Below are 25,546 nucleotides of genomic sequence, written 5' to 3'. Positions count from 1 at the left end.
CGCGGTGCCCCGTCCCGTGTCGGCCCCGCCCAGCCCCCTCCAGCCCGCTAAGTCCTTCCACGAGACAGACAAGGACGTCCCCCGTGGCCATCAGCGTCTTCGACCTCTTCTCCATCGGCATCGGCCCGTCGAGCTCCCACACCGTCGGCCCGATGCGCGCGGCCCGGATGTTCGCCCGCCGGCTGCGCTCCGAAGGCCTGCTGCCCCGGGCCACCGCCGTGCGCGCCGAGCTGTACGGCTCGCTGGGCGCCACCGGCCACGGCCACGGCACCCCCAAGGCCGTCCTGCTGGGCCTGGAGGGCAACTCGCCCCGGACCGTCGACGTCGACCAGGCCGACAAGGACGTCGAGCGGATCGCCGCCGAGAAGCGGCTCGACCTGCTCGGCGAGCACACCATCGACTTCGACCCCGACGACCAGCTGGTCCTGCACCGGCGCCGCTCGCTGCCGTACCACGCCAACGGGATGACCCTGTGGGCGTTCGCGGCGGACGGCTCCGCCCTGCTGGAGAAGACCTACTACTCGGTCGGCGGCGGCTTCGTCGTGGACGAGGACGCGATCGGCGCGGACCGGGTCAAGCCCGACGACACCGTGCTGCGCTACCCCTTCCGCACCGGCGAGGAGCTGCTGCGGCTCACCCGGGAGACCGGGCTGTCGATCTCCGGCCTGATGCTGGAGAACGAGAAGGCCTGGCGCAGCGAGGAGGAGATCCGGACCGGGCTGCTGGAGATCTGGTCCGTGATGCAGGAGTGCGTGCGGGCCGGCATGACCCGCGAGGGCATCCTGCCGGGCGGCCTCAAGGTCCGCCGCCGGGCCGCCGCCGCGGCCCGGACGCTGCGCGCCGAGGGGATCGGCCCGGCCAACGCGATGGAGTGGGTGACTCTCTACGCGATGGCGGTCAACGAGGAGAACGCCTCCGGCCGCCGGGTCGTCACCGCGCCCACCAACGGCGCGGCGGGCATCATCCCGGCCGTCCTGCACTACTACCTGAACTTCATCCCGGGCGCCGACGAGGACGGCATCGTCCGCTTCCTGCTCGCGGCGGGCGCCATCGGCATGCTCTTCAAGGAGAACGCCTCCATCTCCGGCGCCGAGGTCGGCTGCCAGGGCGAGGTCGGCTCCGCCTGCTCGATGGCCGCGGGCGGCCTCGCCGAGGTCCTCGGCGGCACCCCCGAGCAGGTCGAGAACGCCGCCGAGATCGGCATCGAGCACAACCTCGGCCTCACCTGCGACCCGGTCGGCGGCCTGGTCCAGATCCCGTGCATCGAGCGCAACGGCATGGCCTCGGTCAAGGCCGTCACCGCCGCCCGGATGGCGCTGCGCGGCGACGGCCGGCACCACGTCTCGCTGGACAAGGCGATCAAGACGATGAAGGAGACCGGGGCCGACATGAAGATCAAGTACAAGGAGACCTCGCGCGGCGGCCTCGCCGTCAACGTCATCGAGTGCTGATCACGGCGGCCCCGGGCACCCGGCCCCGCGCCGCGTGCGGGGATCCGGTGTGCGGGGGCGCCGGACGGACGGGCGCCGTACGGACGGGCGCCGTGCCGGCCGGTACCGGACGGACCGCGGCCGCGCGGACCAGCGCGGCGCGGACCAGCGCGGCGACGGCCTCCGCGTGCTCCTCCAGGAAGAAGTGGCCGCCCTCGAACACCCGCAGGTCGACGCCCCGGGCGGACCAGGCCTCCCAGGCGGAGGCCTGGTCCCGCGACACCCTCGGGTCGCGGTCCCCCACCAGGACGCTCACCGGGCAGTGGACCCGGGAGCCCGCGACCGGGCGGTAGGTCTCCACCGCCCGGTAGTCGCCGCGGATCACCTCGAGGGTGTGCCGCAGCAGGTCCTCGTCCTCGGCGATCCGCCGGTCGACGGCGCCGAACGCCGCCAGCTCCGCCAGCAGCTCGGCGTCCCCGAGCTCGTGCACCGTGTGCGGGAGCCCGAGGCCGATGCCCGGGGCCGTCCGGCTGGACACGATCAGCGCGGCCGGCCCGGCACCCCGCCGCTCCAGGCGCCGGGCCGTCTCGAAGGCGATGCTGGCGCCCATGCTGTGGCCGAACAGGACGAGCGGCTCGTCCAGGTACGGCTCCAGGGACTCCACCACGTGCTCGGCCAGCTCGTGGACGTCGGTGACCGCCGGCTCGTGGAAGCGGTCCTGGCGGCCCGGGTACTGCACGACCAGCACCTGGTGCTCCGGGGCCAGCGCGTTCGACAGGAAGCGGAACGCCGACGCCGAGCCCCCGGCGTGCGGCAGGGCGACCAGCCGGGCGCCGCCGGGCCGCGCGCTGTGGAAGCTGCGGATCCAGCGGCCGCCGGCCACGGCCGGGGCGGACGTCACCGGGCCACCGTCCAGGAGTCCTCCCCGCCGAGCAGGGCCGTCAGGTCGCCCTCGCCCTGGCGCCGGACGGCCTCGTCCAGCTGCTCGTTGAGCTGCCGGTCGTACACCGGGCGCTCGACGTCGCGCAGGACGCCGATCGGGGTGGGCTCGGAGAGCCGGGAGAGCGCGAAGGCGCGGGTCGGATCCGGGTCGGCGACGTCGTGGACGATCTCCTCGCCGTCCGGGGTGAGCCGGTACGGCCGGCCGTGTTCGAGGCGGAGCAGCGCGGTGTCGCGGGTGGCGGGGTCCTTGAGGACGTCGAAGGCGCCGTCGTTGAAGATGTTGCAGTTCTGGTAGATCTCCACCAGCGCCGTGCCCTGGTGCTCCGCCGCCGCCCGCAGCACCGACTGGAGGTGCTGGCGGTCGGAGTCGATGGTGCGGGCCACGAAGGTGGCCTCCGCGCCCAGGGCCAGCGACAGCGGGCGGAAGGGCTCGTCCAGCGAGCCCATCGGCGTGGACTTGGTGATCTTCCCGGTCTCGCTGGTGGGCGAGTACTGGCCCTTGGTCAGGCCGTAGATGCGGTTGTTGAAGAGCAGGATCTTCAGGTTGACGTTCCGCCGCAGGGCGTGGATCAGGTGGTTGCCGCCGATCGACAGCGCGTCGCCGTCACCGGTGACCACCCAGACCGACAGGTCCGGTCGGGCCGCGGCGAGCCCGGTGGCGATCGCCGGGGCACGGCCGTGGATCGAGTGCATCCCGTAGGTGTTCATGTAGTACGGGAAGCGGGAGGAGCAGCCGATGCCGGAGACGAAGACGATGTCCTCCCGCTGGACGCCCAGCTCCGGGAGGAAGCCCTGGACCGCGGCGAGGATGGCGTAGTCCCCGCAGCCGGGGCACCAGCGCACCTCCTGGTCGGTCTTGAAGTCCCGGGCGGTCGGCTTGGTGTCGATCAGCTTCAGTTCAGCGGCCATCGGTGGACTCCGTTCCGGACGGCGCGGGAAGGTCGGACAGCTCGGCCTCGAGGGCGGCGGCCAGTTGGTCGGCCTTGAAGGGCATGCCGGAGACCTGGGTGAACGAGCGGACGTCCACCAGGTACTTCGCCCGCAGCAGCAGCGCGAGCTGGCCGAGGTTCATCTCCGGCACGACGACCTTCTCGTAACTGCTCAGCACCGCACCGAGGTTGGCCGGGAAGGGGTTGAGGTGGCGCAGGTGCGCCTGGGCCACCTTGCCGCCGCCGGCCCGTACCTGGCGCACGCCCGCGGCGATCGGGCCGTAGGTCGAACCCCAGCCGAGGACCAGGATCCGGGCGTCGCCGGTCGGGTCGTCCACGGCGACGTCCGGGACGCTGATGCCGTCGATCTTGGCCTGCCGGGTACGGACCATGAGGTCGTGGTTGGCCGGGTCGTAGGAGATGTTGCCGGTGCCGTCCTGCTTCTCGATGCCGCCGATCCGGTGCTCCAGACCGGGGGTGCCCGGGACGGCCCAGGGCCGGGCGAGGGTCTCGGGGTCGCGCAGGTACGGCCAGAAGCTGCCGTCCTCGCGGTTCGGCTCGGTGGCGAACTCCACGCGCAGATCGGGCAGTTCGTCCGGCTCGGGGACGCGCCAGGGTTCGGAGCCGTTGGCCAGGTAGCCGTCGGAGAGCAGGAAGACCGGGGTCCGGTAGGTCAGCGCGATGCGGGCCGCCTCCAGCGCCGCCTCGAAGCACTCCCCCGGCGTGGCGGGGGCGACGATCGGCACCGGGGCCTCGCCGTTGCGGCCGAACATGGCCTGCAGCAGGTCGGCCTGCTCGGTCTTGGTCGGCAGTCCGGTGGACGGGCCGCCGCGCTGGATGTCCACGATCAGCAACGGCAGTTCGACGGAGACGGCCAGCCCGATGGTCTCCGACTTCAGCGCGACGCCGGGCCCCGAGGTGGTGGTCACGCCGAGCGCCCCGCCGAAGGCGGCGCCGAGGGCCGCGCCGATGCCGGCGATCTCGTCCTCCGCCTGGAAGGTGCGCACGCCGAAGTTCTTGTGCTTGGACAGCTCGTGCAGGATGTCCGAGGCCGGGGTGATCGGGTACGAGCCCAGGAACAGCGGGAGTTCGCAGCGGCGGGCGGCGGCGACCAGCCCCAGGGAGAGGGCGAGGTTGCCGGAGATGTTGCGGTAGCGGCCCGGCCGGAACGCCTTCGCCGCCGGGGCGACCTGGTAGGAGACCGCGAAGGACTCGGTGGTCTCGCCGTAGTTCCAGCCCGCCCGGAACGCGGCGATGTTGGCCTCGGCGATCTCCGGCTTCCTGGCGAACTTGCCGCGCAGGAACCGCTCGGTGCCCTCGGTCGGGCGGTGGTACATCCAGGACAGCAGGCCGAGGGCGAACATGTTCTTCGCCCGCTCGGCGTCCTTGCGGGCCAGCCCGCTGTCCTTGAGCGCCTCCACCGTCAGGGTGGTCAGCGCCACGGGGTGCACCCGGTGGCCGGTGAGCGTCCCGTCGTCCAACGGGTCCGCCGTCCAGCCGACCTTCGCCAGCGCGCGCTTGGTGAACTCGTCGGTGTTGACGATGATCTCCGCGCCGCGCGGCAGGTCCGGCAGGTTCGCCTTGAGGGCCGCCGGGTTCATCGCCACCAGCACGTCCGGGGCGTCGCCCGGGGTGAGGATGTCGTGGTCGGCGAAGTGCAGTTGGAAGGACGAGACGCCGGGCAGCGTTCCGGCGGGGGCCCGGATCTCGGCCGGGAAGTTCGGCAGCGTGGAGAGGTCGTTGCCGAAGCCCGCCGTCTCCGAGGTGAACCGGTCCCCGGTGAGCTGCATGCCGTCACCGGAGTCGCCCGCGAAACGGATGACCACCCGGTCCAGGGACCTGACGGGCTTGGCGGCCGGTGCGGGCCGCGCGGGACTCTCGACGATCATGGCGGGTCCTTCAGACGAAGACGAGTTGGTTGGCGGCGTCCCAGGACGACAGCGGGACGTAGCAGTAGCGCGCGCTGGCGGTGGAGATGAGCGGGACGCTCTCCTGCTCGGCGAGCAGCACCGAGTGGCAGGCCGCCAGGACCTCGGAGCCGACGACCCGGCGGTCCACGCAGTCGGCGTACAGGCCGCCGGCGGTGAGCGCGAAGTCCGCGGTCGGCTGGTGGATCCGGAGGCCGGGCCGGTCGAGGAAGTCGCGCAGCGCGTCGACCCCGTCGTCCGGGTGCTCGAGCCGGCACTCGGTGTCCCAGCAGGAGCGCATGCTGGAGCTCACCGAGAACGCGGCCATCGGGACGGTCAGTTGCAGCTCACCGCTGCGCACCTGCTTGCGGAGCTCCACCGCTGCCGGCGAGTGGCCGGCAGCGAGCTGGTACAGGGCTCCGGAATCGACTACGGCGTGCCGGGTCTCGGTCGCCGGCGTTCGGTCCATCGCTACCACCTGTTCTCCAAGTGATTCGTGATCGGTGGGGAGGAGCGCCCCGGGCCCTGGGGCCCGTCTTCAAGCCCCCGCGGGCGGGGGTACGCGACGTGCCCCAGGGACCGTCTTCATGCCCCCGGCGTCGGCCCGCAGGCGGGGGCTTGAAGACGGTCCCTAGCGGCCCTCGACGCGCATCGTGCTGTTGACGGCCCGGACCTGGCGCAGGGCCGCGACGGCCTCGACGGCCGTGGTCAGGGCGGCGTCGGCGGCCCGGTGCGTCACCACGACGAGGGAGGTGCCGGCCGGTCCGCGGTGCTGCCGGAGGGTGTCGACGGACACCCCGTGCTCGGCGAGGACCGCCGCCACCGCGGCGAGCACGCCGGGCTCGTCCTGGACGTCCAGATCGACGTGGCGGCCGGTGACCACCTCGGCCATCGGCCGTACGGTGAGCGCCCGGTAGACCGTGTCGCCCGGCCCGGCCGTCCCTGCGAGCCGGTTGCGGCAGGCCGTGACCAGGTCGCCGAGGACGGAGCTGGCGGTGGGCGCGCCGCCCGCGCCCGGCCCGTGGAACATCAGCCGGCCCGCGGCCTCCGCCTCCACGAGCACGGCGTTGTCGGCGCCGCGGACGGAGGCCAGCGGGTGGTCGAGCGGGATCATCGCCGGGTGGACCCGGACGGTGGCGGACTCGCCGTCGTCGCCCCGCTCGCAGATGGCGAGCAGCTTCACCACGCTGCCCGCCGCCCGGGCGCTGGCCATGTCCGCGGCGCTCACCCCGGTGATGCCCTGGACGAACACCTGGTCGGCGGTGACCCGGGTGTTGAAGGCCAGTCCGGCCAGGATCGCGGCCTTCGCCGCGGCGTCGTGGCCCTCCACGTCGGCCGTCGGATCGGCCTCCGCGTAGCCGAGCGCGGTGGCCTCCTTGAGGGCGACCTCGTACTCGTCCCCGGTGGAGTCCATCTTGTCCAGGATGAAGTTGGTGGTGCCGTTGACGATGCCGAGCACCCGGTTCACCCGGTCCCCCGCGAGGGACTCCCGCAGCGGCCGGAGCAGCGGGATCGCCCCGCCCACCGCGGCCTCGTAGAAGAGGTCGACCCCGGCCTCCCGGGCGGCCAGGTGCAGGGCGGCGCCCCGGGCCGCGATCAGCGCCTTGTTGGCGCTGACCACCGAGGCGCCGTGGGCGATCGCGCTGCGGATCAGCTCGTCCGTGGGCTCGATGCCGCCGATCGCCTCGATCACCACGTCGAGGTCGCCCCGGGCCACCAGGGCCGCGGCGTCGGTGCCGACCAGTTCTTCGGGCACCCCCGGCCGGAGCCGGTCGGCCCGCCGGACGGCGATGCCCACCAGTTCCACCGGTGCCCCGATCCGGGCCGTCAGGTCGTCCTGGTGGAGCGTGAGGTACCGCGCCACCTCGGTGCCCACGACGCCGCATCCGAGGAGAGCTACTTTCAGTGTGCGCATCTTTCCGACCCCGTTCTGCTGTGGAAGCTGTTGTTGTCGCAGCCGATTTCGTCGCAGCCGTGTTGATCGCAGCCGTCTTCGTCGCAGCCGCCGGCGCGCTCGTTGCCAGTGCCGTGGTTCTCGGTCGGTGGGGCCGGTCCCCGGGCCGGGCGGAGCGGATCGCGCCCGCCCGGCCCCGGTCCCGCCCGGTCAGGCGAGCTGTGCTGCCAGCGCCTCGACCGTCGGCGTCCGGAAGGCCTGGTTGAGGCGCAGCCGGACACCGGTGGACTTGCGGATCTCGCCGAGCACCTGGGCGGCCAGCAGGGAGTTGCCGCCGAGCGCGAAGAAGTCGTCGGCGACGCCGATGCCGTCCTCGGGGAGGTCGAGGAAGCGGGCGAACAGCTCGACGAGCAGCTGCTCGGCCTCCCCGCGCGGCGCGCGGCCGGTGCGGACGGCGGCCCTCCCGGGCCGCGGCAGGGCGGTCCGGTCCAGCTTCTCGTTGGGCGTCAGCGGCAGCCGGTCGAGCCCGACGAAGGCCGTCGGCACCATGTAGTCCGGCAGTTCGCGGGCCAGCCGCTCGCGCAGCCGCCGGACGTCGGGTACCACCCCGGCGGCCGGCACCAGGTAGGCCACCAGCCGCTGGTCGCCCGGTACGTCCTCGCGCACGATCACCGCGGCCTGGGCCACCTCGGGTTCGCGCAGGACCGCCGACTCGATCTCGTCCAGTTCGACCCGGAAGCCGCGGATCTTCACCTGGTGGTCGATCCGGCCGAAGAACTCCATCATCCCGTCGGCCCGCCAGCGGGCGAGGTCGCCCGTGCGGTACATCCGCTCGCCGGGGACGAAGGGGTCCTCGACGAAGCGTTCGGCGGTCAGGTCGGGGCGGCCGAGGTAGCCTTCGGCCAACTGGACGCCGGCCAGGTACAGCTCGCCGAGCACCCCGGGCGGCACCTGGCGGCGCTGCTCGTCCAGCACGTACAGCCGGGTGTTCCAGACCGGACGGCCGATCAGCACCGGTCCGGGCTCGGGGTTGCGGGGGCAGAACATCGAGGTGACGTCGACGGCCGCCTCGGTGGGCCCGTAGACGTTGAGCAGCCGGGCCTCCAGGACGGAGGCGAACCAGGCCTGGAGTTCGGCCGGCAGGGCTTCCCCGCCGCAGACCACGTGGCGCAGGCTGGTGCAGCCGGCCGCCTCCGGTTCCTGGAGGAAGACCTTCAGCCCGGAGGGGACGAAGTGGCAGACGGTGATGGACTCGGCGGTGATCGTCTCGACCAGGTAGGCCGGGTCGCGGTGCCCGTCCGGGTCGGCGACGACGATCTCGGCCCCGGCGATGAGCGGCCAGAACACCTCCCGCACCGTGACGTCGAAGCCGGCCGGGGTCTTCTGCAGCAGCCGGTCGCCGGCGCCGAGCGGGATCTCCGACTGCATGTGGTGCAGCCGGTTGGTGATCGCCTTGTGCGCGACCACGACTCCCTTGGGGCGCCCGGTCGAGCCGGAGGTGTAGAGCACGTACGCCGGGTTGTCCGGGGTCAGCGGCAGGGGGCGGTCGGCGTCGGTCGGGTCGGTCGGGTCGGCCTGCGCCAGCTCGCGCAGCGTCGACTCCTCGTCCAGCACCAGCAGGCGGGCCTCGCTGTGGACGGAGTCCGCGAGCGCGGTGGTGGTCAGGACCTGGGCCGGCCGGGCGTCGGCCAGCACCTGGGTGATCCGGTCGACGGGGTAGCCGGTGTCGACGGGCAGGTAGGCCGCGCCGGTCTTGACGACGGCCAGGGCGCCGACGATGTAGTCCACGGACCGGGGCAGCACCATGGCGACGATGTCGCCGCGGCGGGCGCCGCCCCGGATCAGCAGCCGGGCGAGCCGGTTGGCCCGCTCGTTCAGCTCGGCGTAGCTGAGCCGGGTGCCGCGGTGGCGTACGGCGGGGCGGTCGGGGTGGGCGGCCGCGCTCGCCTGGACGAGTTCGGGCAGGGTCGCGGTGGGAACGTGGTGCCCGGTGGCGTTCCAGCCGTCGATCAGGCTCAGGTCGGCGGCGGAGAGCAGTTCGGTGCCGTCCGCCACGGCTACGGGGTCGAGGATGTCGGTCATGCGCGTTCTCCTGCGGGGGACGGCGGTGTGGCGGCCGCGGTCGTCGGGTCGTCGGCGGCGGGCGCGGGGCGGCCGGGGTCGTCGGAGCCGGGCGTGGCGGGGCCGGGCGCGGCCAGCAGCCGGGCCACCGCCCGGGCCACGCCGTCGTCCTCCAGCAGGGCCGCGGTGGTGGTCTCGAAGCCCAGTTCCTCGCGGGCGTGCGGGGCGCCGGGGCTGGAGCCGGCCGAGGTCAGCGCGGTGGCGGTGGCCCAGCCCGGTTCGGGGCTCAGGTCCCGGGCCGCCGTCAGGTAGCGGACGTAGGACCGGAAGAGGTCGAGCAGGTCCTCGCTCTCCTCCTCGTCCAGCCCGAGCCGTTCGAAGGCCTCGCCGGCCGCGGCCTCGTAGACCGCCGTGATGCCCGCCGCGGCGGCGGCGAAGTCGGCGCCGGCGGCCGCGTGGGCGGCCTCGGCCCGGGCCCGGTGCTCGGCGCGCTCGGCCGTGGAGAGGATCGTCATGGTGTCGAGCGTCTTCAGGAAGTCGCGCAGCACGCTGCCGTCGTCGACCGGTTCCGGGTCGAACAGCAGCACCCGGGGGCGGAAGCCCTGCTGTTCGGCGAGGCGGTCGGCCAGCTCGCCGGCGAAGACCCCGCCGACGCAGTAGCCGAGCACCGCCTCGACCGGTCCGTCGGTGGCCGGCGGCCGCTGCCACGCCCGCAGGTAGTCCTCGGCGCGGGCGGTGGCGCCGGGGCCGGTCTCCGGCTGGACGGCGTGCCACAGGGACAGGCCGGCCAGGGCCGGGTGGGCGGCCAGCTGGTCGAAGGAGGCCTCCGGGCGCCCGGTGGCGTCGTAGTCGACCGCGAGGACGGTCCGGCCGCCCTCGCCCCCGCCGATCCGGCGCCAGGCGGGCGCGGTGGTCCGAGCCGTCCCGGCGGTGTCAGCCGACCCGGCCGACCCGGCCGTCCCGGCGGTCCCGGCGGGCGGGGCAGGAGCGAGCTGCGCGGTCACGACCGTACCTCCAGGGCCCTCAGCAGTTCGGCCTCCTCCGCCGCCGTCAGCCCGGCCTTGCGGTCCCGGTCGAGCCCGAGGCGGAGTTCGTCGGCGAGCACGTCGCGCAGGGTCTCCTCGGCGGGCCTGGGGCGCAGGCCGGCGGCGAGCGCCTTGCTGTTGTCGTGGGCGCAGAACCCGGCGTCCTCGTCGGGCATCCAGAGCGGCATCGACCTGGGGCCGCGCCAGTACTCGACCTTCTCCGCCTCCAGGACGGGCAGCGGGACGGGAACCAGCTCGGTGTCCGGTGCACCGACGGCGGCCACCGTCCGGTCGAAGAACGCGCCGAGCCGGTGGGCGGTGCCGACGCCGTTGAAGACGCCGCCCAGGCGCTGCTCGCCGGCGTCGACGATCCAGGCCGCCAGGTCGCGGACGTCCAGCCACTGGGTGGTCTGGTCGGCGGCGTCGGGTACGGCCACCCGTCCGCCGCGGGAGATCCGCGCGGGCCAGTAGCCGAAGCGGTCGGAGACGTCCCCGGGGCCGACGATCAGCCCGGAGCGGACGATGAACGCCCGCTCGCCCATCCGTTCCAGGACGGCCTGCTCGCTGGCGGCCTTGATCGCCCCGTACAGGTACGGGTGCTGGATGCGCTCCTCCGGCGGGGCCTCCTCGGCGATCGGCTCGTGCAGCCGGGCCCTCTCGTCCTGACCGGCGGTCACCGCGTCGGCGTAGACGTTGATCGAGGAGACGAAGGTCCAGTGGCCGGCGTCGGCGCCGACCGCCCGCAGGGCGTCCAGCACCCAGCGGTGCGACATGGTCGCCACGTCCACCACCGCGTCGAACCGCTCGCCGGCCAGTGCCCGGACGCCGTCCGGCTCCTCGCGGTCGACCTTCACCAGGCGTGCCCCGTCGGGTACCCGGCCGGAGGTGCCGCGCGCGGCGCAGACCACCTCGTGGCCGCGGCGCAGCGCCTCGGCGGCGACGGCGTGGGACAGGAAGACCGTCCCGCCCAGGACCAGGAGCCTCATGCCGTCATCCCCGTGATCGGGCAGACGCCGGCCGGGGCTCCGAAGGCGCCCTCGGCGGCCTCTGCGCCCTCGGCGGCCTGGGCGGCCTGGGCGGCGGCCTCGGCGGCGGCGACGGCCACGGCGGCCGCCTCCGGTACGGCGGTGCGGGGCAGGCGGCGGCGGTAGCGGATCGGCAGCGAGGCCAGGCCGCGGCTCACCGAGTTGTCGTACACCCAGTCCAGTTCCTCGGCCGGTACGGCGAGTTCGATGCCCTCCAGGCGGCGCAGCAGGGTCGGGAAGACCAGGTGCCCCTCCAGCCGGGAGAGCGGTGCGCCGGGGCAGAAGTGCGGGCCGTGGCCGAAGGTGAGGTGGCGGTTGTTCTTGCGGGTGATGTCCAGCCGGTCCGGGTCCTCGAAGACCTTCGGGTCGCGGTTGGCGGCGGCGATCAGCAGGTGGACGAAGGCCTCCTTGCCGATCTCCACGCCGCCGATCTCCATGTCCTGGGCGGCGACCCGGAGCGTGCCGCGGTAGCTGGGCGCCTCGTAGCGCAGGAACTCCTCCACCGCGGAGACGACCAACTCGGGGTGCTCGCGCAGCAGTTCCAGCTGGTCCGGGTGGGTGAGCAGGGCCGACAGGCCGTTGCCGATCAGGTTGGTGGTGGTCCGCTGGCCGGCGATGATGACCAGCGACATCGTCGAGGCGATCTCGTCGGTGGTGAACACGTCCTCGTCGGCCGCGCGCAGCAGCTGGCTGACCAGGTCCTCGCCGAGGTCGGCGCGGCGGGACTCCAGCAGGTCCAGGAGGTACTGCTCGTACCTGGCGCTGACGTCCTTGAGCCGGCGGTTCTCCTCCTCGGTGTGGTACGGGGCCCCGCCGAGGATCGGCGCCCAGCTGTAGAGCATCGCCCGGTCCTCCAGCGGTACGCGGAGGTACTCGAAGATGACCATCACCGGGAGCACCCGGGCGAACTCCATCAGGTCGACCTCGCCCGACTCCGGGAAGGCGTCGATCAGGTCGTCCGCGATCTCCTGGATGCGCGGGCGCAGGGTCTCCATCCGGCGCGGCACGAAGGACTTGCTGACCAGCTTGCGCAGCCGGGAGTGGTCCGGGGCGTCCGCGATCAGCAGGTTCCTGGACTGCACCGGGCTGGCGTCGAGCAGCTGGTCGCGGAACCACTTGGGGGCGTTGTCGAGCGACTTCGAGATGCGGTTGTCGCCGAAGGCCTTCAGCGCCAGGTCGTAGTCGGCGACGATGTACGCCTCGGCGCCCGGAGGGTGGTTGATGCCGCGGACGGGGCACTGCTCGCGCAGCTGGGCGTAGGCGGCGTTGCGGTCGGCCAGCGGGTCGGTGAAGAACTCCGGGGGGAGGATCTCGGACGGCCCGCCGGCTACGGTCGCGCCGTCCTGGTCGAGGGCCTGGTCGATGGTGTCAGTCATGGTCCGACTCCTGCGTGTCGATGGGGCGGTGGGGAGGCCTCAGGAGGTGATCTCGTCGAGGGGGCGCAGCGTGCGGACCCCGCGGGTGAGGGTGGGCAGCGTGCCCAGCGCGGCGGTGGCGGCCACCGCGACGAAGACCCAGAACGAGCCCCCGGCGTCGAAGATGGTGCCGACGGCCAGGACGCCGATCGGCGAGGCGACCATCGAGGTGAAGACGATCGCCCCGAGCACGCGGCCCTGGATGTCGTCGGGCACCATCTTGGCCGCGTAGGTGAGGAACAGGGCGCTGATGATCGGGCCCCGGACGAAGACGCACGCGACGATCACGCCGAGCGGGACGACGCCGGGCACCACGGCCAGCAGCATCGCGGCGATCGGGCCGATCCCGTACCCGACGATGAAGACCAGCGGCGGCGGCGTGCGCTTGATGACCCCTCCGGCCACCAGCGAGCCCAGCAGGCCGCCGGCGCCGGCCAGGGCGAGCGTGATGCCGGTGAACCCGTCGGAGGCGCCGCGCTCCTTGGCCGTGGCGATCACCGCCAGGAAGATCCCGGTGGTGTTGAACGCCATGTTGGACAGCGTGATGCTGATCATCAGCGGCCGCAGCACCGGGTGGCGGAACAGGAACCGGAAGCCCTCCATCGTGCCGCGGCCGGCCGTGCTGGTGGCGGGCTTCGCCGCGGCGGGCACCTTGACCAGCATCAGCAGCAGGTTGGACACCAGGAAGGCCACCGCCGCGCCCGCGAAGGGCAACGCCCGGGCCACGCCGAACAGCCAACCGCCCACCGGGGGGCCCGCGGTGATCGCGCCGAACCAGCGGATCTGGTTCTGCGCGGTCGCCTCGGTCAGCTGGGAGGGGCGGACCAGTTGCTTGATCAGCGCCATCTGGGTCGGCATCGAGATGCCGAAGCAGGCGGCGGAGACCAGGGCCACGGCGAAGGTGACGGCGATCGGGACGGAGCCCACCGCGATCATCCAGCAGAACGCTCCGAGCAGGACGGCCCGGACGGTGTTGCACAGCACCAGCAGCCGGCGCCGGTCGATGCGGTCCGCCAGCGTGCCGCCGACGATCGACAGCAGGCCGGTGGCCAGCAGTTGGGCCGAGCCGACCGCCCCGGCGTAGGCCGCCGAGCCGGTGGTGGCCAGGATCAGCAGCGGGTAGGCGATGTCCGCGGCCTGTTCGGCGACCGCCGCCAGGGTCTCGCTCACCCAGAAGGCCTGCCAGCCGCGGTTGCGCAGCAGCGACCCGCGGTGCGCCTCCGGGTCGGCGCCCACCGCCTCCGGGTCGGCGGCCGCCGCCTCCGGGGCGGGAGCGGCGGCCTCGAGCGGCTCCGCGCCCTGGGGCTGCTCCGCGACCCGGACCGGCCCGGTGGCCGGCGGCGCGTCATCGATCGCCATGGTGTTCCTCCTCCGTCGGCGACGGCTCGACCGCCGCGGCTGCCTGCACGAGCGCCTCGGACAGCTGCCCGGCGAGTCGGCCGACCAGCGGCGGCCGCAGCATCGACCAGTGGTCACCGGCGACCGCCCGCACCCGGACGCCCGCGGTGTACATGGCGCGGATCCGGCGTTCCAGCCGCTCCGCCCCGGCCCGGTCGGTGTCGACCTTGAACACCAGGACGGGGCAGGCCGCCGGCCGCGGCCGGTAGCGGGACAGCAGCCGGAACTTGTCCAGCAGCAGCCGGCGCAGCGCCGGGTTGCGCCGGACGGCCCGGCCGGAGGCGCCGAGGCCCAGGAAGGCCCCGCCGACCAGCCGGGCGTGGCCCAGCAGGAAGTCGGGCGTCGCCCCGAAGGCCTGGCCCGGCCGGCCCGGCAGGTAGGAGTCCAGGCAGACCAGCAGGTCCACGGCGGCCCCGCGGGCCCGCAGCCGGGTCGACATCTCGTGCGCCACGACCGAGCCGAAGGACCAGCCGCCCAGGGTGTACGGGCCCTCGGGCTGTACCGCGAGCAGTGCCTGGACGTGGTGGGCGGCGATCTCCTCGATCGTCCCCCGGCCGCTCTCGCCGTCCATCGGCTCCAGCACCACGACCGGCCGGTCGGTCTCCAGCGCCTGCGCCAACTCCTGGTAGCTCCAGGCGGATCCGGCCGCGTCCGCGACCAGTACGACGGGCCGGCCGGTGCCCTCGCGCAGGGTGACGGCGCCGACCAGCGGGGCCGGTCCGGTCAGTGCCCGCTGCTCCTCGGCGAGCGCGAGCAGCCGGCCGAAGGTCGCCTCCCGCATGAACTCCGCGGCCGGGACGGACACCCCGGCCTGCTCGCGCAGCCGGCTGAGCAGCGACAGCACGGTCAGCGACTCGCCGCCCAGGGCGAAGAAGCCGTCCTCGTCGCGTACCGACGCCACGCCGAGGGTGCGGCACCAGAGCCGTTCCAGCAGTGGACGCAGGGCGTCCGGGTCGTCCGGCTCGGGGGCTCCGGCCGGCTCCGCGGCCGGTTCCGGCTCCAGCTCGGGGTCCTCCTCGGCGAACGGGTAGCCCGGCAGCGAGACCGGCGCGGGGCGGCGGCCGTCGGCCGACACGGGCGGTTCGAGGACGTCGAGGCCGCGCTCCCAGAGCACGCCGAGCGCCCGCAGCAGCCCGAGTTCGCCGTCCTCGGCCCGCCCGAGCACCGGGACGGCCGCCCGGGTGCCGTCCCAGTCGGGGCTCCAGCGCAGGGCGCCGAGCATGGTGGCGCCGGGGCCGAGTTCGAGGAAGGTGTCGCAGTCGGAGTCGAGCAGGGTCGCCATGCCGGCGTCCAGCAGGACGGGCCGGCGCACCTGGAGGGCCCAGTACTCGGGGGTGGTCACGGCCGCCGGGTCGGCGAAGCCGCCGGAGACGTTGGAGACCAGCCGTACGCCGGGCAGTTCGGCCGGGATGCCGGCCACCAGCTCGGTCAGCCGGTCGGCGACGGGCATCAGGATGTCGCAGTGGGCGGCCCGGTCGACGTTGAGCACCCGCAGGTCCAGCCCGTGCAGGGCGTCCCCGTCGAGCAGGCGCGTCATCTCGGCGGCGGGCCCGGACAGCACCACCCCGCCGCGGGCCACCATGGACACGGCGATCCGCCCGTCCAGCGGGACCCGCTCGGCCACCTCCTCCAGGGAGGCGTTGACCGCGAGCATGCGGCCCGGCTCGGTGGCGCGCAGCGCGACGGCCCGCTCGTGCACCAGCCGCAGCGCGTCCTCCGGCGCCCAGACGCCGGCCACGGCGGCGGCCGCGTACTCGCCGGCGCTGTTGCCGAACATGGCCGCGGGCTTGACGCCCCATTCCTTGAGCTGGTGGCCCAGCGCGTAGCCGAGCGTGAACAGCCCGACCTGGTGGTGGACGAACTCGTCGAACCATGCGGCCGGCGCGTCCTCGCCGGCCACCAGCGGCGCGAGGTCGAGGCCGAGTCCGGCGGCCGCGGCGCGCAGCTCGTCGAAGGCCCGGGCGAAGTCCGGGAGCAGCCGGTAGGCCGCGGTCCCGGCGGCGTGCCGCAGCACCCCGTGGCCGGGGAAGAGGAAGGCGACCTTGCCGAGGCCGTCGCCGCGCACCGGCTCGGCGGCGGTGAGCAGTGCCTGGGCGGCTGCGGCGCGGTCCGCGACCGCGACGCTCTGCCGCAGCGGGTGGACCCGCCGGTCGGCGAGCGTCCGGGCGACGGCCGGCAGCTCCAGTTCCTCGTCGGCCTCCAGCCGCTCCGCCAGGCGGGTGCGCATCCGGCGCAGCGCCTCGGGCGTGGTGGCGGACAGCGTGAGCACCCGCGGCCCGTGGTCGGCGGCGGCCCGCTCGTGCTGCCGCGGCGCGGCCTCCAGCACGACGTGCGCGTTGGTGCCGCCCACGCCGAAGGCGCTGACGCCGGCCGTGCGCCGCTCCGGCTCCCACCGCTGGGTCCGGGTGCTGACCTGGAACGGGGAGGAGTCCAGGTCGAGCAGCGGGTTGGCGGTGCGGAAGTTCAGGGTCGGGACGAGCTCGCCGTGTTCCAGCATCAGGACGGTCTTGATGAAGCCGGCCACGCCGGCCGCGACGCTGGTGTGCCCGATGTTGCTCTTGACCGAGCCGAGCCAGCAGGTCGGTTCCCCGGCGGGCAGTCGGAACGCCTCGGTGAGCGCGGCCACCTCGACCGGGTCGCCCAGCCTGGTCGCCGTGCCGTGGCACTCGACGTAGCCGATCCGGTCGGCGTCCACCCCGGCCACCCGGTGGGCGTGGCGGATCACCTCGGCCTGGCCGGGGATCGAGGGGGCGGTGAAGCCGAGCTTCTCGGCGCCGTCGTTGTTGATCGCCGAGCCCCGGACGACGGCCGCGATCCGGTCGCCGTCGCGCAGGGCGTCCGCCAGGCGCTTGAGCACCACCACGCCGACGCCCTCGCTGGGGACGGTCCCGCCGGCCTCGGCGTCGAAGGGGCGGCAGTGGCCGTCGGGCGAGAGCACCCCGCCGGGCTCGTGCAGGAAGCCCCACTCGCCCTTCGGCGAGACGGCGACGCCGCCGGCCAGGGCCGCGTCGCACTCGCCGCCGAGGAGGCTCTGCACGGCCATGTGGATGGCGGTCAGCGAGGTGGAGCAGGCCGTCTGGACGGTGACGGCCGGGCCGCGCAGGCCCAGCTTGTACGCGACCCGGGTGGCGACGAAGTCCTTCTCCAGGCTGATCACCCGGGCCAGCGGGCTCAGGTCGTCGTCGGGCTGGGCGGTGCGGTCGGAGCCGGCGTAGACGCCGATCCGGCCGGGGAAGCGGGTCGGGTCCATCCCGGCGTCGTCGACGGCGGTCGCGGCGCACTCCAGGAAGACCCGCTGCTGCGGGTCGATGACGGCGGCCTCGGCCCGGGGGTAGCGGAAGTAGCGCCAGTCGAAGTTCCGGGAGCCCGCCAGGACGCCCTTGGACCCGACGAACTCGGGCCGGCGGACGTACTCCGGGTCCGCCCCGGCCGCGAGCAGCTCGTCCACGTCGAAGTGGGTGATCCCCTCGACCCCGGCGCGCAGGTTGGCCCAGAACTCCCGGACGTTCGACGCGCCGGGGTACCGGCACGCCATTCCGATCACGGCGACGGCTCGGTCGGCTACCACGCGCGCCACCTCCTCTCGACGGTCCGGCCGGTCACTTCTTCGCCGCCTCGGCGGCGAGTCCGTGCACTCCGGTCGGGGTGGGGTTGAGCAGGAACTCGCGGAGCTTGAGCGTGACCCCGAGCTCCTCCTTGATCAGGCGGATCAGCTGGACGGCAGCCAGCGAGGTGCCGCCGATCCGGAAGAAGTCGGTGTCGGCCTCGACGGCGGGGACCTCCCGGTTCCGGTTGCCGGCCCGCTCGATCGCCCGGGCGAACAGGGCTGCGACGCGCTCCGTCGGGTCGGCGCCGGTGGAGTCCGCTCCGGCGGCCGGCTGCGGTCGGCCGGTCCGGGCCGGGGTGGCGGCCGCGATGATGGCCTTGCGGTCCACCTTGCCGTTCGCGGTGACCGGCATCCGGTCCAGCAGCGCCCACAGCACCGGGACCATGTAGCCGGGCAGCCGCCCGACGAGCAGTTCGCGCAGTTCGGCGGCGCCGACGGCGCTGCCCGGGGCGGGGACGACGGCGGCGACGATCCGCTTGCCGGCGCTGTCGTCGTCGGTCACGACCACGACGGCGTCCTGGACGTCCGGATGGGTGGCCAGCACGTCGCTGATCGCGCTGAGTTCGATCCGGTACCCGCGGATCTTGACCTGGTGGTCGGCGCGGCCGAGGAAGGAGATCCGGCCGCGGGTGTCGAGCCGTACGACGTCGCCGGTGCGGTAGAGCCGCTCGCCGACCTCGGTGGAGAAGTGGCCGAAGCGGCGGGCGGTCTCCGCCTCGTTGTGGACGTAGCCGTCGGCCAGTCCGTCGCCTGCGGCGTAGAGCTCGCCGACCGCACCCGGGGGCACGCGTCGGCCGCGCTCGTCGAGGATGTACACCCGGGTGCCGGGGATCGGGCGGCCGATCGGCAGCGGGCCGTCGACGTCCTCGGGGCGGCGCACCGTGTGGGTGGTGGTGAAGGTGGTGTTCTCGGTCGGTCCGTAGCCGTTGGTGATCACCAGGCCGGGGTGGCGGGCCAGCATCCGGGCCGCGTGGTCGTGCGGCACCACGTCGCCGCCGGTGAGCAGTTGGCGCAGCCCGCCGAGGCCGTCCGGCGCGAACTCGGCGACCAGGCGGAAGAGTCCGGCGGTCAGCCAGGCGACGGTGACCTCGCGCTCGACCAGGAAGGCGCCGAGTTCGGAGGGCGAGGGCAGCCCGGCCGGGTGGATCTCCAGGGTCGCGCCGGTCAGCAGGGCGCCCCACAGCTCGAGGGTGGAGGCGTCGAAGGCCAGCGGCGACAGCCGCAGCATCCGCTCGCCCGGGCCGAGGCGGACGTAGTCGACGTCCAGGACGAGCCGCAGCACCCCGCGGTGGGGGACGCTGACGCCCTTGGGCTCACCGGTGGAGCCGGAGGTGAAGGCGATGTAGGCGCGGCGCTCGGGGTCCGCGGCCGGGTGTACGGCGTCCGACCCGGCGTCCGACCCGGCGTCCGACCCGGCGTCCGGCCCGGCGTCCGGTCCGGCGTCCGGTCCGGCCTCGAGCGGCCAGGACGGCTCCCAGGCCTCGACGACCGGGATCCCGGCGAGGGCCTCGTGCTCGCGGGCCCGGGCCGGTACCAGCGCGGCGGCCGGGGCGGCCTTGGCGGTGATCTGCCGGGTGTGCGCGGCCGGCAGGTCGAGGTCCACGCCGACGTAGGCGGCACCGGCCGAGACCGCGCCGAGTACGGCGACCGCCTCGGCGACGGAGCGTTCCAGGCCGACCAGGACGGTGTCGCCCGGGACGACGCCGGCCTCGCGCAGCAGCCGGGCCTGCTCGGCGACGGCCGCGGCGAGCTGGGTGTAGGTCAGCTCGGTGTCGCCCTCGCGGACGGCGACCGCGTCGGGGTGGCGCCGCACGGCGGTGCGGAACGCCTCGTCCAGGGAGGTGGCGGGGACTTCCTGCCCGGTCGGGTTGAGCCGGTCGAGCAGCGCACGGCGCTCGGGCGCCAGGCAGCGCACCTCCTCCAGGGCGGCCTCGGTGACGGCCAGTTCGGCGACGGCGGTGCGGAAGTCGGCGACGAAGGCCTCGGCCTCGGCGCGGTGCCACACGGCGGTGGCGTACTCGACGTGGCCGGCGAACGACGGGTCGGCGTGGCCCACCAGCAGGGTGAGGTCGAACTGGGAGCCGCCGCCGTGGCCCTCCTCCACCCGTACGGTCAGGGCGTCGGTGCTCAGCCGCTCCGGTACCAGCTGGTCGTGCATGCCGAAGCAGGCCTGGACCAGCGGGTGGCAGCCGAGGGTGCGCTCGGTGCCGAGGTGGGCGACCAGCTCGTCGAAGGGCAGCTGGCCGGCGTCCATGCCGAGGGCCACCGAGTGGTGGACGGCGCGCAGGTAGTCGGCGGTGTCCGCGTCGTCGTCGACGTCGATCCGCACCGGTACCAGGTTGCCGGCCACGCCGACCAGCCGGGCGAGCTCGCTGGTCTCGCGGCCGAGCAGCGGGACGCCGACGAGCAGGCGGCGGGTGCCGGTCCAGCGGCTGAGCGTCAGGCCGAACGCGCCCAGCAGGAAGGCGAACGGGGTCACCCCCAGCTGCCGGGCCCGCCCGGTCACGGCGGCGGTCAGTTCGGCGCCGAGGTCCAGCGGCAGCCGTTCGCCGGCCGCGTCCTGGACGGCCGGGCGCTGCCGGTCCGCGGGGAGCTCCAGCACGCTCGGCACGCCGGCCAGGTGTTCGGTCCAGAAGTTCGCCTGCCGCTCCCACTCGCCGGCGGAGCGCAGCTCCTCCTGGTGCCGGACGAGGGCGGCCGGCGGTACCGCCGGCTCGCGGTCGACCGCCGCACCGCCCTCCAACTCGCGGTAGTGGTCGAACAGTTCGCGCAGCAGCAGACCGACGGCGGTGCCGTCCAGCAGCATGTGGTGGGCGATCAGGGTGACGGCCCGGCCGCCGTCGGCGTTGCCGAAGAAGAGCAGGCGCAGCGCGGGGGCCGCGGCCAGGTCGAAGGGCTCGGCCCCGCGCTCGGCGGACACCCGCCGGACGTAGGCCTCGAACTCGGCCGCGGGGCCGTCGTGCTCGACGGTGGTCAGCTGCGGGGCGGCGTCGTCCAGGACGTGCCGGACGGCCTCGCCGTCGCGCTCCCGGAAGACGGTGCGCAGGCCCTCGTGGCGGCGGGCGGTGCGGTCGAAGGCCTCCTGGAGCAGCCCCTGGTCGAGCTTGCCCTGCTCGACGAAGCAGGTGAAGACCAGGTTGTACGGGGATCCGCCGGTGATGCTCTCGACCAGCCACATCCCGCGCTGGGTGTAGGACAGGGCGTCCGTCGCGCCGCCCCGGCCGTCCCCGCGCGCCGGGTCCGCCGGGGAGGCGGGCGCCGCGGACTCCGGCGCCTCGGCCAGGACGTCGGCCAGCGGTCGGCCGCCGAGCAGCTCCCGCATCGCCAGCCGCAGCCCCAGCTCCTCCTGAGCCGTCGCCGCGAGCCGCATCGCGCGCAGTGAGTCCCCGCCGAGCTCGACGAAGCTCAGCGTCCCGAAGTCCGCACCGGCCGGCTGGAGGCCGAGCACGGTGCACGCCATTTCATGAAGCGTCATCAGTTGCTCTCCAATGAGGAAGGTCGGACGCGGCTCGCGTACCGGTCGGGGGCGCGCCCGGCGGGTGCCCGCGCGGGGCGGGCCGTGGGGCCGCCGGGCGCGCCCCCCGATGTCAGCGGGAGGCGGCAGCGGCGCGGGCGGCGCCCAGCAGGCGGTCCCGGCTGCCGGCGGCGCCGGCGCCGGCCGGTGAGCCGGCGGTGGCCAGCAGCTCGGCGTGGCCGCGTACGGTGCCGGCGCGGAACAGGTCCATGGTCTTCAGGGCGCGGCCGGTGGCCTGGGTGAGGCGCTCGACGAGCATCACCAGCAGCAGCGAGTCGCCGCCGGCCTCGAAGAAGCTCACGTCCTCGCCCACGGAGTCGATCTTCAGGATCTCCAGCCAGAGCGACCGTACGAGTTCCAGCCGGGCGGCCGGGTCGTCCAGGTCCGGGGTGGGGTTCACGGCTACGGTCACGGGTTCCTCCGGTGAGTGGGCGATGACGGCGGCGTTGTGCCGCATGGCGTCGAGGAGTCGGCTGATGTCGGCGGCGTGGAACAGCGCCCGGGTGTAGTCCACGGACAGTTGCAGCCGCCGGCCCCGCGGGGTCTCGTCCACGCGGACGAACAGGGCGAGGTCGTACTTCATGGGGAGGCGGTCGAGCGGCTGGAGCCGGCCCACCGCCCCGTCGCCGAGGTCGAGGTCGCGCGGCGACTCGTTGAGGTTGACGAGCACCGGCGACAGCGGCGGCCAGATGACCGCCCGCTCGGGCTTGAGCTCGGCGGTCACGGCGTCCAGCGGGACGTCGGCGTCGACGAACGCCTCCAGTGCGCCGAGCCGGGCGCCGGCCAGCAGGTCGCCCCAGGTGGCGTCGTCCCCGTCGAGGGTGACCCGGAGCATGGTGGTGTTCATGAACATCCCGACGACGTCGGCGATCGCCGGGTCGTCCCGGCCGGGCCAGCCGAAGGCGATGACGAAGTCGCGCTGGGCACCGATCCGGGCCAGGGTGCCGGTGAGCAGGGCGACCCCGAGCACGAACGGGGTGCAGCCGGCCTCGGCGGCGGTGTCCAGCAGGGCGCCGGTCAGCTCCTCGTCGAGGTCGATCGCCAGGGTCCCGCCGTCGAGGTCGGGTTCGGCGTCGGCCGGGACGGGCCGGCGGAACGGGAAGTCGACCTCCAGCGGGGCACCGGCCAGGCGCTCGACCACGTCCGGCAGCCGCTCGGCCAGTTCCTCGGGTCCGGGCCCGAGGGTGACCTCGCCGGGGTGCGGCGGCAGCGGCAGGCCGGGGTCGACGCCCTCGGCGTCGGCGCGGTAGATCCGCTCGATCTCCCGCAGGATCAGCGAGTGGGACCACCCGTCGCAGACGATGTGGTGCACCGTCAGCACCAGCCGGACGTCCTCGGGGTCGACGACGATGAGCTCGGCCCGGACCGGGGCCTCGGACGACAGGTCGAACGGGGCGTAGCAGAGGACGTCGACGAGCTCGGGCAGCTCGGCCGCCGTCCAGCCCTCCCCGGCGGCGTCGATCACGCCGGCCCGGGCGGGCTCCAGGTCGGTGCGGAACTCGACCCGCTTGTGCTCCGGGTCGAGCCGGAAGCGGGAGCGCAGCGCCGGGTGCCGGTCCAGGACCTGCTGGACGGCCCGGGCGAGGCGCCCGACGTCGACGGGGCCGGTGAAGCGGACGACGGTCGGGATCAGGGTGGTGCGGCGCAGCTGCTCCACCCGGTCCAGCACCCACAGGCCCTTCTGCGCCGGGTTGGCCGGGTACCAGCGGTCGTCCGCGGTCTCGGTCGTGCTCATCGCGGGCTCACTTCCGCCGCTGGGCCGTGATCGGCACGTACTTGTAACCGGAGGCGAAGTTGGACACGAGCCGCTCGGGCGTCCCGGCCAGCCGGAAGTCCCGGTAGCCGGCCAGCAGTTCCTCGAAGAGGATCGAGACGGTGACCCGGGCGACGCTGTGGCCGACGCAGTAGTGCGGGCCGATGCCGAAGGCCAGGTGCTTGTTCGGCTTGCGGCGGATGTCGAAGGTGTGCGGGTCGGCGAACACCTCCTCGTCGCGGTTGGCGGCGCCGAGCCAGACCACCACGGCCTCGCCCGCCTTGATCTCGGTGTCCCGTACGACGGTGTCGCGGGTCGCGTAGCGCAGCACGTGGTTGACGGGCGACGCCCAGCGCAGCGCCTCCTCGTAGGCGGTGGCGTGGACCTCCGGGTGGTCCGCCCAGTCGGCGAGCACGTCGCTCTCGGCGAATTCGGCCATCACGAAGGTCGGCGCGTGCGGGGTGGTGACGTTGGCGCCGAGCAGCAGGCTGTAGCAGTTGGAGACGACCTCGGCCGCCGACATCTGCCGGCCCTCGAAGGTGGTGGAGATCAGGGTGCTCAGCAGGTCGTCGCCGAGGTGCTCGCGACGGTGCCGGGTGAGGTCCTGGAAGTAGCCGAAGAGCTCGCGGTGCGCCTCTGCCAGCGTCGCCTCCTTGCCGTCCGGCCCCTGGAAGTCGGGGTCGTCGGCGGCGATGCAGATGGTGGTGAGGCGGGTGAGCCACGGCCAGTCCTGCTCCGGCAGGTCCATCATGGTGCCGGTCACCGACATCGGCAGTCCGAGCATGGCCGCGCCGAAGTCGAAGACGCCGCCGTCGCCGAGCGGTCGGAGCAGCTCGCGCACGATCGGGGTGATCATGCTGCGCTGCCTGCCGACGGCCTTGCTGGCGAGGGCCTTCTTCAGACGCGCCTGGCGCGGGGTGTGCCGGGGCGGGTCGGTGACGGCGAGCTGCTGCCCGCCGGCCGGGTCGTCCGTGCCGAGGATGTCCAGCAGGGTGCCCCGCTCGGAGGTGAAGGTGGCGGCATCCCGCAGGACCAGGTCGGAGTCGGCGTACTTGACCACCGACCAGAAGCCTCGCTCCGCGTCGACCTGGTGCCATCCGAGCGTCTTCTCGGCGCGCATGCGCTGCCAGATCCGCCAGGCGTCCCCGTCGCTGTAGAGCCTCGGGTCGACCAGGTCCGCTGCCGCGCCGCCGGTGACCGGGCACCGGGATACGGGCGCATCGTGGGTAATGATGGCCGGATTCCTTTCCGGGAGATCAAATATGAACTCATGTCCATCTCGCGGCTCGAAGTCAAACATGGACTCAAGTCCATGTCAATGGAATGCTGGGCGGACCGCAGGCGGCCCCGGCCCGCACCGCCGTACTGTCTGACGTGCTGTCAGCCCTGTTGCGAGGAAAGAGCGGTCGTGTACCGTCGGGCTCCCCACCCCCCTGCCACCGCGTCGGCCCACACGCCCGGCGCGGTCCCGCCATGACCGAAAGAGGAGCCGGATCATGCACTACCGCACGCTGGGCGGCAGCGGCATCGAGGTCAGCGCGTACTGCCTCGGCACGATGAACTTCGGGTTCGTCGGCAACCCCGACCACCAGGACTGCGCCCGGATCGTCCACACCGCACTGGACCACGGGATCAACTTCGTCGACACCGCGGACATGTACTCGGCCGGCGAGTCCGAGACCATCGTCGGCGAGGCCCTGCACGGCCGGCGCGACGAGGTCGTGCTGGCCACCAAGTTCCACTTCCAGATGGGCGAGGGCCGGGGCCGCAGCGGCAACTCGCGCCGCTGGATCGTGCAGGCCGTCGAGGAGAGCCTGCGGCGGCTGCGGACCGACTGGATCGACCTCTACCAGGTCCACCGCCCGGACCCGTCGACCGACCTGGAGGAGACCCTCGCCGCCCTGAGCGACCTGGTCCGGGCCGGGAAGATCCGCGCCTACGGCCTGTCCACCTACCCGGCCGAGGACCTCGTGGAGGCGCACCACATCGCCGAGCGCCGCGGCCTGCTGCGCCCGCGCACCGAACAGCCGCCGTACTCGCTGCTGGCCCGCGGGGCCGAAGCGGCCGTGCTGCCGACCTGCCGGCGGCTCGGCATGGGCGTGCTGACCTGGAGTCCGCTCGCCTTCGGCTTCCTCTCCGGCAGCTACCGCCAGGGCCGTCCGGTGGACCTCACCCGGGGTCGCCCCGCCGTAGTCCCGAGCCGCTTCGATCCGGACCTGCCCGGCAACGTCCGGAAGCTGGAGGCCGTCGAGCGGTTCACCGAGCTCGCGGTCGAACTGGGCTGCACCCTGCCCGAGCTGAGCACCGCCTTCGTGACGGCGCACCCCGGCGTGACCTCCGCGATCATCGGCCCGCGCACGCTGGAGCAGTTGGAGGCGACGCTCAAGGGCGCCTCGCTGCTGCTCGACGACGCGGCCATGGACCGGATCGACGAGATCGTTCCGCCGGGCGTCAACCTGTACGACCCGAACGCGTCCTGGCCGCCGCCGGCCATCGCCGACCCCGCGCTGCGCCGCCGCCCGCTGGCCTCGCGCAGCGCCGCACCGTCCGCCGTCGCGACCCATTGACATGGACTTGAGTCCATGTTTGTCTGATGGAGAACTAATGGACTCAAGTTCAAGTTCTATGAGCTGTCAGCTGGAGGCT

Annotated in this window: 16 protein-coding genes; 2 read left to right on the top strand and 14 right to left on the bottom strand. The window is 74.0% G+C overall.

Annotated features, from left to right (window positions below; translation table 11 throughout):
- The first annotated feature begins 83 nt into the window (after positions 1–83).
- Positions 84–1,451: an L-serine ammonia-lyase gene (locus ACGF07_RS02320; RefSeq protein ID WP_392894641.1), complete on the top strand. Its 1,368-nt coding sequence runs from the start codon at positions 84–86 to the stop codon at positions 1,449–1,451.
- Here ACGF07_RS02320 and ACGF07_RS02315 read toward each other — a convergent pair.
- From ACGF07_RS02315 to ACGF07_RS02250, 14 genes are all read right to left on the bottom strand, one after another.
- Complete coding sequence (locus ACGF07_RS02315; protein WP_392894639.1) at positions 1,438–2,331, bottom strand: thioesterase II family protein; 894 nt, start codon at positions 2,329–2,331, stop codon at positions 1,438–1,440. The two genes, ACGF07_RS02320 and ACGF07_RS02315, sit on opposite strands and share 14 nt — an antisense overlap.
- Positions 2,328–3,281 (bottom strand): 2-oxoacid:ferredoxin oxidoreductase subunit beta, encoded by a 954-nt coding sequence (locus ACGF07_RS02310; protein WP_392894638.1) that lies wholly within the window; start codon positions 3,279–3,281, stop codon positions 2,328–2,330. The genes ACGF07_RS02315 and ACGF07_RS02310 overlap by 4 nt, the downstream gene beginning before the upstream one ends.
- The gene (locus ACGF07_RS02305) at positions 3,271–5,190 is read right to left on the bottom strand and encodes a 2-oxoacid:acceptor oxidoreductase subunit alpha (RefSeq protein ID WP_392894636.1); all 1,920 of its coding nucleotides are present in this window, start codon (positions 5,188–5,190) and stop codon (positions 3,271–3,273) included. Before ACGF07_RS02305 ends, ACGF07_RS02310 begins: the two co-directional genes overlap by 11 nt.
- Positions 5,191–5,200: 10 nt before the next feature.
- Positions 5,201–5,677, bottom strand: coding sequence for a hypothetical protein (locus ACGF07_RS02300; RefSeq protein WP_392894634.1), 477 nt, complete (start codon positions 5,675–5,677; stop codon positions 5,201–5,203).
- A gap of 162 nt (positions 5,678–5,839) precedes the next feature.
- Positions 5,840–7,123: a homoserine dehydrogenase gene (locus ACGF07_RS02295; protein ID WP_392894632.1), complete on the bottom strand. Its 1,284-nt coding sequence runs from the start codon at positions 7,121–7,123 to the stop codon at positions 5,840–5,842.
- A 189-nt stretch (positions 7,124–7,312) separates the two neighbouring features.
- Positions 7,313–9,184 carry an amino acid adenylation domain-containing protein gene (locus ACGF07_RS02290; RefSeq protein WP_392894630.1) on the bottom strand — a complete coding sequence of 624 codons (1,872 nt, stop codon included), beginning with the start codon at positions 9,182–9,184 and terminating at the stop codon, positions 7,313–7,315.
- Positions 9,181–10,167 carry a hypothetical protein gene (locus tag ACGF07_RS02285; protein ID WP_392894628.1) on the bottom strand — a complete coding sequence of 329 codons (987 nt, stop codon included), beginning with the start codon at positions 10,165–10,167 and terminating at the stop codon, positions 9,181–9,183. The genes ACGF07_RS02290 and ACGF07_RS02285 overlap by 4 nt, the downstream gene beginning before the upstream one ends.
- Positions 10,164–11,174, bottom strand: coding sequence for an NAD-dependent epimerase/dehydratase family protein (locus tag ACGF07_RS02280; RefSeq protein WP_392894626.1), 1,011 nt, complete (start codon positions 11,172–11,174; stop codon positions 10,164–10,166). The genes ACGF07_RS02285 and ACGF07_RS02280 overlap by 4 nt, the downstream gene beginning before the upstream one ends.
- Positions 11,171–12,589 (bottom strand): cytochrome P450, encoded by a 1,419-nt coding sequence (locus tag ACGF07_RS02275; RefSeq protein WP_392894624.1) that lies wholly within the window; start codon positions 12,587–12,589, stop codon positions 11,171–11,173. Before ACGF07_RS02275 ends, ACGF07_RS02280 begins: the two co-directional genes overlap by 4 nt.
- A gap of 39 nt (positions 12,590–12,628) precedes the next feature.
- On the bottom strand, positions 12,629–13,987 hold the full coding sequence (locus ACGF07_RS02270; protein WP_350743677.1) for an MFS transporter: 1,359 nt from the start codon (positions 13,985–13,987) through the stop codon (positions 12,629–12,631).
- The gene (locus tag ACGF07_RS02265; RefSeq protein ID WP_392894622.1) at positions 13,974–17,594 is read right to left on the bottom strand and encodes a type I polyketide synthase; all 3,621 of its coding nucleotides are present in this window, start codon (positions 17,592–17,594) and stop codon (positions 13,974–13,976) included. Before ACGF07_RS02265 ends, ACGF07_RS02270 begins: the two co-directional genes overlap by 14 nt.
- 31 nt (positions 17,595–17,625) lie before the next feature.
- The gene (locus tag ACGF07_RS02260; protein ID WP_392894620.1) at positions 17,626–21,108 is read right to left on the bottom strand and encodes an amino acid adenylation domain-containing protein; all 3,483 of its coding nucleotides are present in this window, start codon (positions 21,106–21,108) and stop codon (positions 17,626–17,628) included.
- Between the two features lie 112 nt (positions 21,109–21,220).
- Complete coding sequence (locus ACGF07_RS02255) at positions 21,221–22,882, bottom strand: condensation domain-containing protein (RefSeq protein WP_392894618.1); 1,662 nt, start codon at positions 22,880–22,882, stop codon at positions 21,221–21,223.
- A 7-nt stretch (positions 22,883–22,889) separates the two neighbouring features.
- Positions 22,890–24,200, bottom strand: coding sequence for a cytochrome P450 (locus tag ACGF07_RS02250; RefSeq protein WP_392894616.1), 1,311 nt, complete (start codon positions 24,198–24,200; stop codon positions 22,890–22,892).
- A 196-nt stretch (positions 24,201–24,396) separates the two neighbouring features.
- On the opposite strand from ACGF07_RS02250, the gene ACGF07_RS02245 reads away from it, so the two are divergent.
- The gene (locus ACGF07_RS02245; protein ID WP_392894614.1) at positions 24,397–25,467 is read left to right on the top strand and encodes an aldo/keto reductase; all 1,071 of its coding nucleotides are present in this window, start codon (positions 24,397–24,399) and stop codon (positions 25,465–25,467) included.
- Positions 25,468–25,546: the final 79 nt, after the last annotated feature.

The sequence above is a fragment of the Kitasatospora sp. NPDC048194 genome, assembly GCF_043202455.1.
Classification (GTDB): Bacteria; Actinomycetota; Actinomycetes; order Streptomycetales; family Streptomycetaceae; genus Kitasatospora.
The sequence above is the reverse complement of the archived record's forward strand: the minus strand, read 5'-3'. Positions and strand labels throughout refer to the sequence as shown.